This window comes from Streptomyces sp. NPDC096339 (assembly GCF_044762985.1).
Classification (GTDB): Bacteria; Actinomycetota; Actinomycetes; order Streptomycetales; family Streptomycetaceae; genus Streptomyces.
In genome coordinates, this window is record NZ_JBIWFI010000002.1 from 438507 (window position 1) to 450863 (window position 12357).

The 12357-nt window shown below is 68.4% G+C and carries 13 protein-coding genes and 2 pseudogenes; 9 read left to right on the forward strand and 6 right to left on the reverse strand.

The window, feature by feature from the left end:
• Positions 1-525: 525 nt before the first annotated feature.
• Both dnaA (ACIQ5Y_RS05390) and dnaA (ACIQ5Y_RS05395) read right to left on the reverse strand, forming a co-directional pair.
• A pseudogene (gene dnaA / locus ACIQ5Y_RS05390) lies at positions 526-1647 on the reverse strand (chromosomal replication initiator protein DnaA); the annotation flags it as partial.
• A gap of 138 nt (positions 1648-1785) precedes the next feature.
• Positions 1786-2310 (reverse strand): annotated as a pseudogene (gene dnaA / locus ACIQ5Y_RS05395) (chromosomal replication initiator protein DnaA); the annotation flags it as partial.
• 357 nt (positions 2311-2667) lie between these two features.
• Between dnaA (ACIQ5Y_RS05395) and rpmH the strand changes: the two are divergent.
• The 9 genes from rpmH (at position 2668) to ACIQ5Y_RS05440 (ending at position 9073) form a co-directional block, all read left to right on the forward strand.
• The gene (gene rpmH, locus ACIQ5Y_RS05400) at positions 2668-2805 is read left to right on the forward strand and encodes a 50S ribosomal protein L34 (protein WP_018547628.1); all 138 of its coding nucleotides are present in this window, start codon (positions 2668-2670) and stop codon (positions 2803-2805) included.
• A gap of 21 nt (positions 2806-2826) precedes the next feature.
• Positions 2827-3201 carry a ribonuclease P protein component gene (rnpA, locus tag ACIQ5Y_RS05405; protein ID WP_361750210.1) on the forward strand — a complete coding sequence of 125 codons (375 nt, stop codon included), beginning with the start codon at positions 2827-2829 and terminating at the stop codon, positions 3199-3201.
• On the forward strand, positions 3198-3479 hold the full coding sequence (gene yidD, locus ACIQ5Y_RS05410) for a membrane protein insertion efficiency factor YidD (RefSeq protein WP_075970728.1): 282 nt from the start codon (positions 3198-3200) through the stop codon (positions 3477-3479). Before rnpA ends, yidD begins: the two co-directional genes overlap by 4 nt.
• A 3-nt stretch (positions 3480-3482) precedes the next feature.
• Positions 3483-4586, forward strand: coding sequence for a membrane protein insertase YidC (gene yidC / locus ACIQ5Y_RS05415; RefSeq protein ID WP_403875175.1), 1104 nt, complete (start codon positions 3483-3485; stop codon positions 4584-4586).
• Between the two features lie 15 nt (positions 4587-4601).
• On the forward strand, positions 4602-5114 hold the full coding sequence (locus ACIQ5Y_RS05420) for a R3H domain-containing nucleic acid-binding protein (protein ID WP_365164382.1): 513 nt from the start codon (positions 4602-4604) through the stop codon (positions 5112-5114).
• A gap of 99 nt (positions 5115-5213) precedes the next feature.
• Positions 5214-5930 (forward strand): 16S rRNA (guanine(527)-N(7))-methyltransferase RsmG, encoded by a 717-nt coding sequence (gene rsmG / locus ACIQ5Y_RS05425; protein WP_403875177.1) that lies wholly within the window; start codon positions 5214-5216, stop codon positions 5928-5930.
• 267 nt (positions 5931-6197) lie between these two features.
• Positions 6198-7283, forward strand: a complete 1086-nt coding sequence (locus ACIQ5Y_RS05430; protein WP_403875179.1) for an AAA family ATPase — start codon at positions 6198-6200, stop codon at positions 7281-7283.
• The gene (locus ACIQ5Y_RS05435; RefSeq protein WP_403875181.1) at positions 7280-8365 is read left to right on the forward strand and encodes a ParB/RepB/Spo0J family partition protein; all 1086 of its coding nucleotides are present in this window, start codon (positions 7280-7282) and stop codon (positions 8363-8365) included. Before ACIQ5Y_RS05430 ends, ACIQ5Y_RS05435 begins: the two co-directional genes overlap by 4 nt.
• A gap of 84 nt (positions 8366-8449) precedes the next feature.
• The gene (locus ACIQ5Y_RS05440; RefSeq protein WP_403875183.1) at positions 8450-9073 is read left to right on the forward strand and encodes a GNAT family N-acetyltransferase; all 624 of its coding nucleotides are present in this window, start codon (positions 8450-8452) and stop codon (positions 9071-9073) included.
• Positions 9074-9142: 69 nt separating this feature from the next.
• Here ACIQ5Y_RS05440 and trxA read toward each other — a convergent pair whose 3' ends face one another.
• The 4 genes from trxA to sigM form a co-directional block, all read right to left on the reverse strand.
• On the reverse strand, positions 9143-9484 hold the full coding sequence (trxA, locus tag ACIQ5Y_RS05445) for a thioredoxin (RefSeq protein ID WP_030025741.1): 342 nt from the start codon (positions 9482-9484) through the stop codon (positions 9143-9145).
• 53 nt (positions 9485-9537) lie between these two features.
• Positions 9538-10497 (reverse strand): thioredoxin-disulfide reductase, encoded by a 960-nt coding sequence (trxB, locus tag ACIQ5Y_RS05450; protein WP_403875185.1) that lies wholly within the window; start codon positions 10495-10497, stop codon positions 9538-9540.
• A 124-nt stretch (positions 10498-10621) separates the two neighbouring features.
• Positions 10622-11590 (reverse strand): hypothetical protein, encoded by a 969-nt coding sequence (locus ACIQ5Y_RS05455; protein WP_403875187.1) that lies wholly within the window; start codon positions 11588-11590, stop codon positions 10622-10624.
• Positions 11587-12288, reverse strand: coding sequence for an RNA polymerase sigma factor SigM (gene sigM, locus ACIQ5Y_RS05460; protein WP_403875189.1), 702 nt, complete (start codon positions 12286-12288; stop codon positions 11587-11589). Before sigM ends, ACIQ5Y_RS05455 begins: the two co-directional genes overlap by 4 nt.
• Positions 12289-12357: the final 69 nt, after the last annotated feature.

A 12357-nucleotide genomic window follows, 5' to 3' on the forward strand; every position in this document is an offset into this window, starting at 1 on the left:
TCCCCAGGGACCCCCGACTACTCCACAGGTGTGTCCCCAGCTTTCCCCCGGTACTCCACAAGCCAAACGTCCACATCCGTGTGACGGCTTTCACTCCGGGCAGTGAGAGGGGGTGGCGCGTTGCCGAACAGTGGACAACGGTGTGGAGAAGACATCGGATCCTGTGCACAGGATCCGCGAACCTGTGGGCCGACGGTGGACAACGTGGTGGACAGTCCTGTGGATGAAAATCTTGTCCACAGCCTGTGGATGACGCTTGCGCACAATTCCACAGGGTTCTGACCTGCCCTGATGGGGCCTCAACCAGCACCCCTGTGGACAGATTGTGGGTGATGGAGTGCGTCCCCAGGCTGTGGACGGAAGAAAGTCACCGAATCTGTGGATGAGTTGGCTTCCAGGGGGCGTATTCGAACAGGCTGGGGGCGCAGGGACGAAGAAGGGCGCCCCCGTTGTGGTCCGGGAGCGCCCTCTCGATGGGTTTGGCGAGCCTGAGGAAGCCCCTCTCGGGCTCGGCCGGGGGGCCGCTCAGGCGTTCTTGATGCGGTTGGTGAGCTCGGTGACCTGGTTGTAGATGGAGCGCCGCTCGGCCATCAGAGCCCGGATCTTGCGGTCCGCGTGCATGACGGTGGTGTGGTCGCGGCCGCCGAACTGGGCCCCGATCTTCGGCAGCGACAGGTCGGTGAGCTCCCGGCACAGGTACATGGCGATCTGGCGGGCGGTCACCAGCACCCGGCTGCGCGAGGAGCCGCACAGGTCGTCCACGGTCAGCCCGAAGTAGTCCGCGGTGGCCGCCATGATGTCGGTGGCGGTGATCTCCGGTGCGCTGTCCTCGCCGCCCGGGATCAGGTTCTTCAGTACGTCCTCGGTCAGACCCAGGTCGACGGGCTGCCGGTTCAGGCTGGCGAAGGCCGTGACCCGGATCAGCGCCCCCTCCAGTTCACGGATGTTGCGCGAGATCCGGGAGGCGATGAACTCCAGTACCTCCGGCGGGGCGTTGAGCTGCTCCTGGACGGCCTTCTTGCGCAGGATCGCGATACGGGTCTCCAGCTCGGGCGGCTGGACGTCGGTGATCAAGCCCCACTCGAAGCGGTTGCGGAGCCGGTCCTCGAGGGTGACGAGCTGCTTGGGCGGCCGGTCGGAGGAGAGCACGATCTGCTTGTTGGCGTTGTGGAGCGTATTGAAGGTGTGGAAGAACTCCTCCTGCGTCGACTCCTTGCTCGCGAGGAACTGGATGTCGTCGACGAGCAGGATGTCCATCTCGCGGTACCGCTTGCGGAAGGCGTCGCCCTTGCCGTCGCGGATGGAGTTGATGAACTCGTTGGTGAACTCCTCCGAGCTCACGTAGCGCACGCGGGTGCCCGGGTAGAGGCTCCGGGCGTAGTGCCCGATGGCGTGCAGCAGGTGCGTCTTGCCGAGCCCCGACTCCCCGTAGATGAAGAGGGGGTTGTACGCCTTCGCGGGAGCTTCGGCGACGGCGACCGCGGCGGCGTGCGCGAAGCGGTTGGAGGCGCCGATGACGAAGGTGTCGAAGAGGTACTTGGGGTTCAGCCGGGCGGTCGGCTCCAACGGGCCCGAGGTGGAGCCGCCGGACGGGGCGGGCGGCGGCGCGGGCCGGCCGGGGGCCTGGCGCGGGGCGGGCTGCTCGTACTGCTGCTGCTCGTACTGCTGGGGCTCGTACTTCGACGGCTCGTACTTCGACTGGTCGTACGGGGACTGCTCGTACTGACCCTGGGGTTCGTAGGAGCCCTGGTCGTAGGCGGGCGGCTCGGGCTGCTGGAGGTAGCCCGGCTGCGGGGAGGCGTACGGGTCGCGCTCGGGGAAGCCGCCGAGGCGGGGCTGCTGCCAGCCGTAGTCGTCCTGCTGGCCGCCGCGGGGCCAGGCGCCGGGCTCGGGCCGCGGCTGCTGGTACTCCGGGTAGGCGGGGCGGGCGGTGGGGAGCTGGTCGTCGCCGTTGCCGGGGCCGCCGGGGCGCTGGCCGCCGTAGGGGTCGTAGCCGCCGGGCTGTGCCGCGGGCGGGGCGGCGGGCGCGGGCTCGCCGGCCGAGTCGTCCACGGTGATGGCGATCCGGATGGGGCGGCCGCACTCGCGGCTGAGCGCGTCGCTGATCAGGGGGGCGAGCCGGCCCTCGAGTACGCGCTTTCCCCATTCATTGGGGACGGCGAGCAGTGCGGTGTCGGCGACGAGTGCCAGGGGCTGGCATCGTTCGACCCACTGCTTGTCCTTGGGCTCGATGCCCGGCTGTCCTTCCCCGAGGAGCTTTTCGAGCACCCTGGGCCACACTGCGGCAAGATCGGCAGGTACGTCAGCCACAGGGCACGCTCTCTCACAGGGGTCCCACGAATGTGTGGTTCTTTGGGACGGTCGGGGCAAAAAATCCGGGATCAGACAACGGTAGTCAGGCCTACGGGTACGGTTCAAGTCGTTGTCCACAGCCTGTGCACAGTGTGGGGCCTGGTCGGCTCGGTTTGACCGGATGGCGTAGCCGCGCGTACCGTAACGAGGTCGAGTTGTCGATGGCTGCTGCCGCCTGCCTACCGATGGGCGAAGATCACTGATTGTGATCATTTAGCGGTGCCACTCGGGCGAACACGCGAGTTTCTCCTCGTGGGCGCACGGTGACAGCCAGGCGATGTCCCGCCACAACGATTCATTCTCTGGAGCCCCCGAGTGAGCAAGCGCACCTTCCAGCCGAACAACCGCCGTCGTGCCAAGACCCACGGCTTCCGTCTTCGGATGCGTACCCGTGCCGGTCGCGCGATCCTGGCGAACCGTCGCAGCAAGGGCCGCGCCGCCCTTTCCGCGTAATTACGCGGAAGTCGTGACGTCGTGCTGTCTCCCGAGAATCGGCTGAGGCGGCGCGAGGACTTCGCGAGCGCGGTACGCCGAGGACGCCGGGCTGGTCGCCCGCTCCTTGTCGTCCACCTACGTACAAGCGGTGCAACGGACCCGCACGAGCCGGGGGAGATTGATCCCTCGACGCGTGCGGGTTTCGTCGTCAGCAAGGCTGTCGGCAATGCCGTCATACGTAACCGGGTGAAGCGGCGTCTGCGCCATCTGGTCCGGGAGCGGCTGTCTCAGCTGCCCGCCGGTAGCCTGGTGGTGGTACGAGCGTTGCCCGGAGCGGGCGATGCCGGCCCTGACGAACTCGCCCGGGACCTGGATGCCGCTCTGGCGCGGCTTCTGGGAGGCGTGGCTCGATGAAGTACCCGCTGCTCGCTTTGATCAAGCTGTACCAGTGGACGATCAGTCCGCTGCTCGGGCCGGTGTGCCGCTATTACCCCTCGTGCTCGCACTACGGGTACACGGCCATCGACCGGCATGGTGCGGTGAAGGGGACGGTTCTGACCGCCTGGCGGATCCTGCGGTGCAATCCGTGGTCCCCGGGCGGTGTGGACCATGTCCCACCCCGTAAACGCCCGCGTTGGCACGAGCAGCTGCGCAGTGCGTTGCGTAGATCTCGCAATGCTCAAGGAGCCTGATTAGTGGACACGATTGCCAATCTGTTCAGCTTCATCACCACACCCGTTTCGTGGATCATCGTCCAGTTCCACAGCCTGTACGGGGCGGTCTTCGGACCGGACAGCGGGGCGGCCTGGGGCCTCTCCATCGTCTCCCTGGTGATCTTGATCCGCATCTGTCTGATCCCGCTCTTCGTGAAGCAGATCAAGGCGACGCGCGGCATGCAGGCGCTCCAGCCGAAGATGAAGGCGATCCAGGAGCGCTACAAGAACGACAAGCAGCGTCAGTCCGAAGAGATGATGAAGCTGTACAAGGAGACGGGTACCAACCCGCTCTCCTCGTGCCTTCCCATCCTGGCGCAGTCCCCGTTCTTCTTCGCCCTGTACAGCGTTCTGTCGAGCATCGCCAACGGCAAGACCATCGGCGTCATCAACGAGGAGCTGCTGGCGAGCGCCCGGCAGGCGCACATCTTCGGTGCTCCGCTGGCGGCCAAGTTCACGGACAGTGCCGCGAAGGTCGCGAGCCTGGACGCCTCGATCACCGACGTGCGCATCGTGACCGCCGTCATGATCGTCCTGATGTCGCTGTCGCAGTTCTACACCCAGCGTCAGCTGATGGCGAAGAACGTCGACCTGTCGGTCAAGACGCCGTTCATGCAGCAGCAGAAGATGCTGATGTACATCTTCCCGCTGATCTTCGCCGTCATGGGCATCAACTTCCCGGTCGGCGTCCTCGTCTACTGGCTGACCACGAACGTCTGGACCATGGGTCAGCAGATGTACGTGATCAACCAGAACCCGACGCCGGGCAGCAAGGCGCAGGACCAGTACCTGACCCGTCTGCTGAAGAGCATCAGCTCGCACGGTGCGGTCAAGGGCAAGGCCAAGAAGAAGGTTGTCGCGGCGATCGTGGCCAAGGGTCCGGACCGCAACGACAACGAGCGCAAGTTCATCACCGCTCTGACCAAGCAGGGGATGGCCGCTCAGGCCGACGGCTCTGTGATCAAGAGTTCCGAGGCCACTGCGGATGCGGATGCGGCGAGCAGTGCCGCCGCGAAGCGGCAGCAGCCGAAGCGGCAGTCGAAGTCGCAGCGTCAGTCGCCCAACAAGCCCTCTCCCAAGAAGTAAGAAGGAGTCCCTCCCGTGACGGAAGGCACCACCACCGCCGCCGCTGAGGGTGGCGACACCCTGACCCGCCTCGAGCAGGAGGGTGAGATCGCGGCCGACTACCTCGAGGGTCTGCTGGACATCGCCGACCTGGACGGGGACATCGACATGGACGTCGAGGCCGACCGGGCCGCGGTGTCGATCGTCAGTGACTCCGCCAGCCGCGACCTGCAGAAGCTCGTGGGCCGTGACGGTGAGGTTCTGGAGGCTCTGCAGGAGCTGACCCGCCTCGCGGTGCACCGGGAGACCGGGGACCGCAGCCGGCTGATGCTGGACATCGCCGGGTTCCGTGCGAAGAAGCGCGAGGAGCTGGCGGCCCTGGGCGCCAAGGCGGCGGCGGACGTGAAGGCGTCCGGTGAGCCGTTGAAGCTGGCGCCGATGACGCCGTTCGAGCGGAAGGTCGTCCACGATGCGGTGGCGGCCGCGGGTCTGCGCAGCGAGTCCGAGGGCGAGGAGCCGCAGCGCTTCGTCGTTGTGCTCCCGGCCTGATCGGTAGCGAAGTGTTTCGGCCCCGTCTGTGTCGCAGGCGGGGCCGATGTTTGTCAGCCTGGCATGTGAGAAACCATGCGGTACGGAAGGACGGTCCCCGTGACGGAGGCAGCTGAGCTTCCCCCGGCGCCCGAAGAGGCGCGTGCGGTGTTCGGTGAGTTTTTCCCGGAAGCTGTGCGGTATGCGGAGCTGCTGGCGGACGCGGGAGTCAAGCGGGGCCTCATCGGGCCGCGTGAGGTGCCGCGGCTGTGGGAGCGGCACCTGCTGAACTGCGCTGTGCTGTCGGAGGTGGTGCCGCAGGGCGTCACCGTTTGCGATGTGGGTTCGGGGGCCGGTCTGCCCGGTATCCCGCTGGCTCTGGTGCGCCGGGATCTGAAGATCACGCTGCTTGAGCCGCTGCTGCGGCGGACGAACTTCCTCCAGGAGGTGGTCGAGCTGCTGGGCCTGGACCACGTCACGGTGGTGCGCGGGCGGGCCGAGGAGGTTCTCGGCAAGGTGCAGCCGGTGCATGTGGTGACGGCTCGTGCGGTGGCTCCGCTGGACCGGCTGGCCGGCTGGGGCGTGCCCCTGCTGCGTCCGTACGGGGAGATGCTGGCGCTCAAGGGCGATACCGCCGAGGAGGAGCTGGTGAGCGCGAAGACAGCGCTGGCGAAGCTCGGTGTGGTGAAGACCTCGGTGCTGCATGTGGGTGAGGGCGTGGTGGATCCCCTGTCCACGGTCGTGCGGGTCGAGGTCGGAGAGAGCCCCGGCGGAGTGAGGTTTGCGGCCAAGCGGGCCAAGGCGGCCCGGGTGAGCCGTACGCGGCGGCGCCGCTGATGTGACGCGGCCCTATGGGGTTCCGGCAGCGATTTCTACGGTGTTGGGCCCTATAGGTATGGATTTCGGAGTGTCGTAGAGGCCTGAAGACTCCGTCCGGGCATCGTGTTTCACGTGAAACGTCGCTCTCTGCTGCACGGAATCATCAGCCGCGGTCGTGCGGCTGCGTCCCCCCGCGAGAAGAAGGAAGCGAGGGGGACGGAGTTGTCCACATCGGTGGATTCATCCACAGGAGTAAGGGCCCCGCTGGTTCGCGACCCGGGTGACATGGCAGGCTCTGTTCATCGCGAGCCTGATGTCGAGGAGAGTGACACCGTGCGGTCCGACGCCAACCTCGCGGGGCCGATGGCCGACCCGGTCCCCGGTCCCCGCTCTGAATCACCGGGTGAGGATGTTTCACGTGAAACATCGACACCCCTTGTAGACAACGAGACCCCGATCGGCCGAGCTGCCCAGCTGGCGGTCGAGGCACTGGGGCGTGCCGGTGAGAGGCTTCCCCGGCCGGAGCAGACCCGGGTCATCGTGGTCGCCAACCAGAAGGGCGGCGTGGGCAAGACCACGACGACCGTGAACCTGGCGGCCTCGCTGGCCCTGCACGGGGCGCGGGTCCTGGTGGTCGACCTCGACCCGCAGGGCAATGCCTCCACGGCGCTGGGCATCGACCACCACGCGGACGTGCCGTCGATCTATGACGTGCTCGTGGACAGTCGGCCCCTGCTGGAGGTCGTGCAGCCCGTGGTGGATGTGGAGGGGCTCTTCTGTGCTCCGGCCACGATCGACCTGGCGGGTGCGGAGATCGAGCTGGTGTCGCTGGTGGCGAGGGAGAGCCGGCTGCAGCGGGCGATCCAGGCGTACGAGCAGCCGCTGGACTACATCCTGATCGACTGCCCGCCCTCGCTGGGGCTGCTGACGGTGAACGCGCTGGTGGCCGGTGCGGAGGTGCTGATCCCGATCCAGTGCGAGTACTACGCGCTGGAGGGTCTGGGCCAGCTGCTGCGCAATGTGGATCTGGTGCGGGCCCATCTGAATCCGGCGCTGCACGTGTCGACGATCCTGCTGACGATGTACGACGGCAGGACCCGGCTGGCCTCGCAGGTGGCGGAGGAGGTGCGCACGCACTTCGGCAACGAGGTGCTGCGGACGAGCATCCCGCGGTCGGTGCGTATCTCGGAGGCGCCGAGCTATGGGCAGACGGTGCTCACCTATGACCCGGGTTCCAGTGGTTCCCTCTCCTATCTGGAGGCGGCGCGGGAGATCGCGTATCGCGGGGTCGGAATGCAGTACGACGCCCAGCAAGCCCATATGGGCGCGGGCCTGAACAGCACGCAGAGTATGGCGGAGGGGATCCAGTGAGTGAGCGACGTAGAGGCCTGGGGCGGGGGCTGGGTGCGCTGATCCCCGCGGCTCCGCAGGAGAAGACGCCGCCGGTGATCGGTTCGGGGTCTACTTCTCCGTCGGCGGTGCCGGTGCTGACTTCGGAGCGGGGGGTCGCGGCGGCGAAGCTGGCTTCGCTGGCGCAGGCCGATGTTTCACGTGAAACATCGGTCGCCGTCGATCCGGTGGGTGAGCCGGCGGCGCCCGAGGCCGATGTGGTGGCGGGAGCGACGTTCGCGGAGCTTCCGATGGACGCGATCACGCCGAACCCGCGCCAGCCGCGTGAGGTGTTCGACGAGGATGCGTTGGCCGAGCTGGTGACCTCCATTCAGGAGGTGGGTCTGCTCCAGCCGGTGGTGGTGCGGCAGTCGACGCCGGGCCGCTACGAGCTGATCATGGGTGAGCGGCGCTGGCGGGCGTGCCGGGAGGCCGGGCTGGAGAGCATTCCGGCGATCATCCGGGCGACGGACGACGAGAAGCTGCTGCTGGACGCCCTGTTGGAGAACCTGCACCGGGCGCAGCTGAACCCGCTGGAGGAGGCTGCCGCGTACGAGCAGCTGCTCCAGGACTTCAGCTGCACGCAGGACCAGTTGGCGGACCGGATCGGGCGTTCGCGGCCGCAGGTGACGAACACGATTCGGCTGCTGAAGCTGACGCCGCCGGTGCAGCGCAGGGTGGCTGCGGGTGTGCTGTCGGCGGGCCATGCGCGGGCGCTGCTGAAGTTGGACGACTCCGAGGCGCAGGACGAGCTGGCGGAGCGGATCGTGCGCGAGGGGTTGTCGGTGCGTACGGTCGAGGAGATCACGACGCTGATGGCGGCGGAGCCTCCGAGCAAGGTGAAGCCGAAGGGGCCCCGTGCGGGTGCCCGGGTGGCGCCGGCGTTGAGTGAGCTGGCGACGCGGCTGTCGGACCGGTTCGAGACTCGGGTGAAGGTGGACCTGGGCCAGAAGAAGGGCAAGATCACCGTCGAGTTCGCCTCGATGGAGGATCTGGAGCGGATTCTGGGGACGCTGGCGCCGGGCGAGGGCCGGGTGCTGGAGCAGGGTCTTTCCGGGGAGTAGTACCGGCGGATTCCTTTTGCAGCCCCCTGCTTCTTCGAGATGTCCGCACTCGAAGAAGCAGGGGGCTGTGTTTACGATGTGGTCATGGGTCGTCGGCTGGTACCGCTCACGCTGGACAACCTCCGGGACCTGCCCAGGCGTTGCAGGAGCTGTGTGTTCTGGGAGCTGGATCCCGTCACCGGTGGGGCCGCCGTGAAGGCGGGGACCTCGGAGCTGGAGAAGGAGGCCTGGATCTCCGCCGTCCTACTGGACTGGGGTTCCTGCGGTCGGGTGGTCTATGTGGACGAGGTCCCGGTGGGGTTCGTTCTGTACGCGCCGCCGGCGTATGTACCGAGGGCCGCTTCTTTTCCGACGAGCCCGCTGTCCCCGGATGCGGTGCAGCTGATCACGGCGTGGATCATGCCGGGGTACCAGGGGCAGGGTCTGGGGCGGGTGATGGTCCAGACGGTTGCGAAGGACCTGCTGCGGCGGGGTTTCAAGGCGATCGAGGCGTTCGGCGACGCGAGGTGGGAGGGGCCTGCTTGTCTGCTGCCGGCCGATCATCTGCTGTCGGTGGGGTTCAAGACCGTCCGTCCGCATCCCTCTCATCCCCGGCTGAGGCTTGAACTGCGTACGACGTTGTCCTGGAAGGAGGACGTCGAGCTGGCTCTGGACCGTCTGCTGGGCGGGGCGAGGGCGCGGAAGGAGCCCGCGCTGCGTCCGCTGTGAGCCTCTGGACATGTGAAACGGGGCCGCCCCTCTCAGGGGCGGCCCCGTTTCACGTGAAACATGAGCGCGTCAGGCGGTCTTGACCTCGACGAAGTCGGAGAGGTCGCGCAGGATGGCGGCCTTCGGCTTCGCGCCGACGATGGTCTTGGCGACCTCGCCGCCCTGGTAGACGTTGAGCGTCGGGATGGACATGACGCCGTACTTGGCGGCGGTGGCCGGGTTCTCGTCGATGTTGAGCTTGACGATCTCGATCTGGTCGCCGTACTCGGCGGCGATCGCCTCGAGCGACGGCGCGATCTGGCGGCACGGACCGCACCAGGCGGCCCAGAAGTCCACCAGGACGGGCTTGTCGCTCCTGAGGACCTCGGCGTCGAAGTCTGCGTCGGTCACGTTCTTGAGGGTGCCGGCCACTGCGGCCTCCTTCTTCATTCCTGCGGGGTGTTGGGGTGGGGCTGGTGTGAGGGTCAGACCGCGGCGTGGGCCTTCTCGGCGTCCGCGAGGGCGGCGAGGAAGCGCTCGGCGTCGAGGGCGGCGGAGCAGCCGGTGCCCGCGGCGGTGATGGCCTGACGGTAGGTGTGGTCCACGACGTCGCCGGCGCCGAAGACGCCCGTGACGTTGGTCCGGGTGGAGGGGGCGTCGACCTTGAGGTAGCCCTCTTCGTCGAGCTCCAGCTGGTCCTTGAACAGCTCGGTGCGCGGGTCGTGGCCGACGGCGATGAAGAGGCCGGTCACGGGCAGCTCGGTGGTCTCACCGGTCTTGGTGTTGCGCAGGGTGAGGCCGGAGAGCTTCTGCTCGCCGTGGATCTCGGCGACCTCGCTGTCCCAGGCGAACTTGATCTTCGGGTCGGCGAAGGCGCGGTCCTGCATGGCCTTCGAGGCGCGCAGGCTGTCGCGGCGGTGCACGATCGTGACGGACTTGGCGAACCGGGAGAGGAAGGTCGCTTCCTCGATCGCGGTGTCGCCGCCGCCGACGACGGCGATGTCGTGGTCCTTGAAGAAGAACCCGTCGCAGGTGGCGCACCAGGAGACACCGCGGCCGGAGAGGGCGTCCTCGTTGGGCAGGCCGAGCTTGCGGTGCTGGGAGCCGGTGGTGACGATGACGGCCTTGGCGCGGTGGACGGTGCCGGCGGTGTCGGTGACGGTCTTGATCTCACCGGTGAGGTCCACGGCGACGACGTCGTCCGGGACGAGCTCGGCGCCGAACCGCTCGGCCTGGCCGCGCATGTTGTCCATGAGGTCCGGGCCCATGATCCCGTCCTGGAAGCCGGGGAAGTTCTCCACCTCGGTGGTGTTCATCAGTGCGCCACCGGCGGTGACGGCACCTTCGAAGACCAGCGGCTTGAGCGAAGCGCGTGCGGTGTACAGGGCGGCGGTGTAACCGGCCGGCCCGGAGCCGATGATGATCACGTTTCGTACGTCGCTCACGGGTTTCTTCCTCGTCTCTGCGGACTGCGTGCTGCCTACCGGGGGCCGGTGCGGACTCTCACCCCACCCAACGGATCCTACGGCGCATGCATTCCCCACCTGTCCCCCCGTGGACCTGAACGGGTCAGGTTCGGGGGTAGGTGTTCGTCAGGAGGAGTTTTCCGGTGGGTGATCCGGTGGTCTCGCAGGCGGTGTCGACGAGGTAGGCGTCGACGCTCGCGGGGTCGCCGGGGTGGGGCAGGACGAGGAGGTAGGCGGGGGCGCCCTGGTAGCTGCCTCGCTCGGAGGCGAGCGGGGTGTCGGGGCGGCCCGTGGCGTGCTGGACGCAGGCGGGGACGGGCCCGGGGGCCCGCCGGTCGCCGGGGGCGACGGGTGCGGCGGGAGAGTTCTCGAGCCCCAGGGTGTTGTTCTGCTCCTCGGGGGCGGTCTTGGCGCCCGGCTCCGGAGGGAGGATGCGCCGGACGTCGTCCTGGAGGTTCTGTGCCGTGTACGCGCCGGCGGAGGCTGCGGCGTCGGAGCGGGAGGCCGGGGTGTGGGCGGCGGTGCCTTGTGGCGGCGGGCTGGAGAGCTCGCTGAAGAGGAAGATTCCGAGGGCGCAGGCCGCGGCCGAGACGAGACCTGTGAGTACGGCGATCCTGCGGCGGGCGCGGCGCCGTCCCGGGCCGGTTGGGCCGGTCGGGTGACCTGCGGGCCGGTGGGGGGCGGACGTTTCACGGGGAGCACCCACAGCGGTGGCCGGGGGAGGAACATCGGCGGCGGGGGTGAGGGGCGATGGTGCGGGGCGGCCGTCCTCGGCGCGGCCGTGCCTGCCTCCGGCAGGGGGTGTGGTGGCGTCGAGCAGTGCTTCGGCGGCGAGGGCGGCGTCGATGCGGCCCGCGATGTCGGCGGGCATCCGGGCCGGTCCGGGGAGGGTGCCGAGGAGGGCGCGGATCTCGTCGAGGGAGGCGCGGACGTCGGCGCACAGGGAGCAGTCGCCGAGGTGGCTGCGGATCTCGGCGGTGCGGGACGGGGAGAGGAGTCCTTCGGTGAGGTCGGAGATCTCCGAGACGTCCGGGTGCCGGATCGTGCCGGTCGTGTCGGCTGTGGGGCTCACGGTCGTCCACCTCCGCCCTTCACTGGGTCTGCGTCTTGGTCTGGTTGCCGGGGTTCTGTCGCAGGTGGGACGGGAGTCCCCGGCGTCCGGTTCCTTCCCCGCTCGGTGGTGGTGTTATCCCCGGCATCGGTGCGCAGATGAGTGAGCATCGGGACGAGTTTCGCTCGGCCGCGTGCGCACCTGCTTTTGACGGTCCCGGTGGGTACGTCGAGGACGTGGGCGGCTTCGGCGACGGAGTATCCCTGCATGTCGACGAGGACGAGCGCGGCCCGTTGTTCGGCCGGGAGGGTGCCGAGGGCGGCCAGGAGCTGGCGGTGGAGGTCCTGGCGCTCCGCGGGTGCCTCGGCGGACTCGTGGGGCTCCAGGAGGCGCTCCAGGCGGTCCGTGTCGTCGAGGGGCGCGGTCCTGCGGGAGGCGGCCTTGCGGGCGCGGTCGAGGCAGGCGTTGACGGTGATGCGGTGGAGCCAGGTGGTGACGGCGGACTCGCCGCGGAAGGTGTGGGCGGCCCGGTAGGCGGAGACGAGGGCGTCCTGCACGGCGTCGGCGGCCTCTTCCCGGTCCCCGAGCGTCCGCAGCGCCACGGCCCACAGCCGGTCCCGGTGCCGGCGCACAAGCTCCCCGAAGGCATCGGGATCTCCGGCCACGTGCCGCGCCAGGAGCTCCTGGTCGCTGTGGCCGCTCGCGGATCCTTCTGGCATCGCCCCCTACTTCCTTCCGCGGTGGAGACTAGGGCCTCTACGGGTCCGGGCGCGAGGGTGCGCGATGAT

Coding starts and splice junctions, on each gene's coding strand:
- yidD (WP_075970728.1), top strand. CDS start 3,198: ATGAAGTACCCGCTGCTCGCTTTGATCAAGCTGTACCAGTGGACGATC.
- ACIQ5Y_RS05430 (WP_403875179.1), top strand. CDS start 6,198: ATGGCAGGCTCTGTTCATCGCGAGCCTGATGTCGAGGAGAGTGACACC.
- ACIQ5Y_RS05440 (WP_403875183.1), top strand. CDS start 8,450: ATGGGTCGTCGGCTGGTACCGCTCACGCTGGACAACCTCCGGGACCTG.
- sigM (WP_403875189.1), bottom strand. CDS start 12,288: ATGCCAGAAGGATCCGCGAGCGGCCACAGCGACCAGGAGCTCCTGGCG.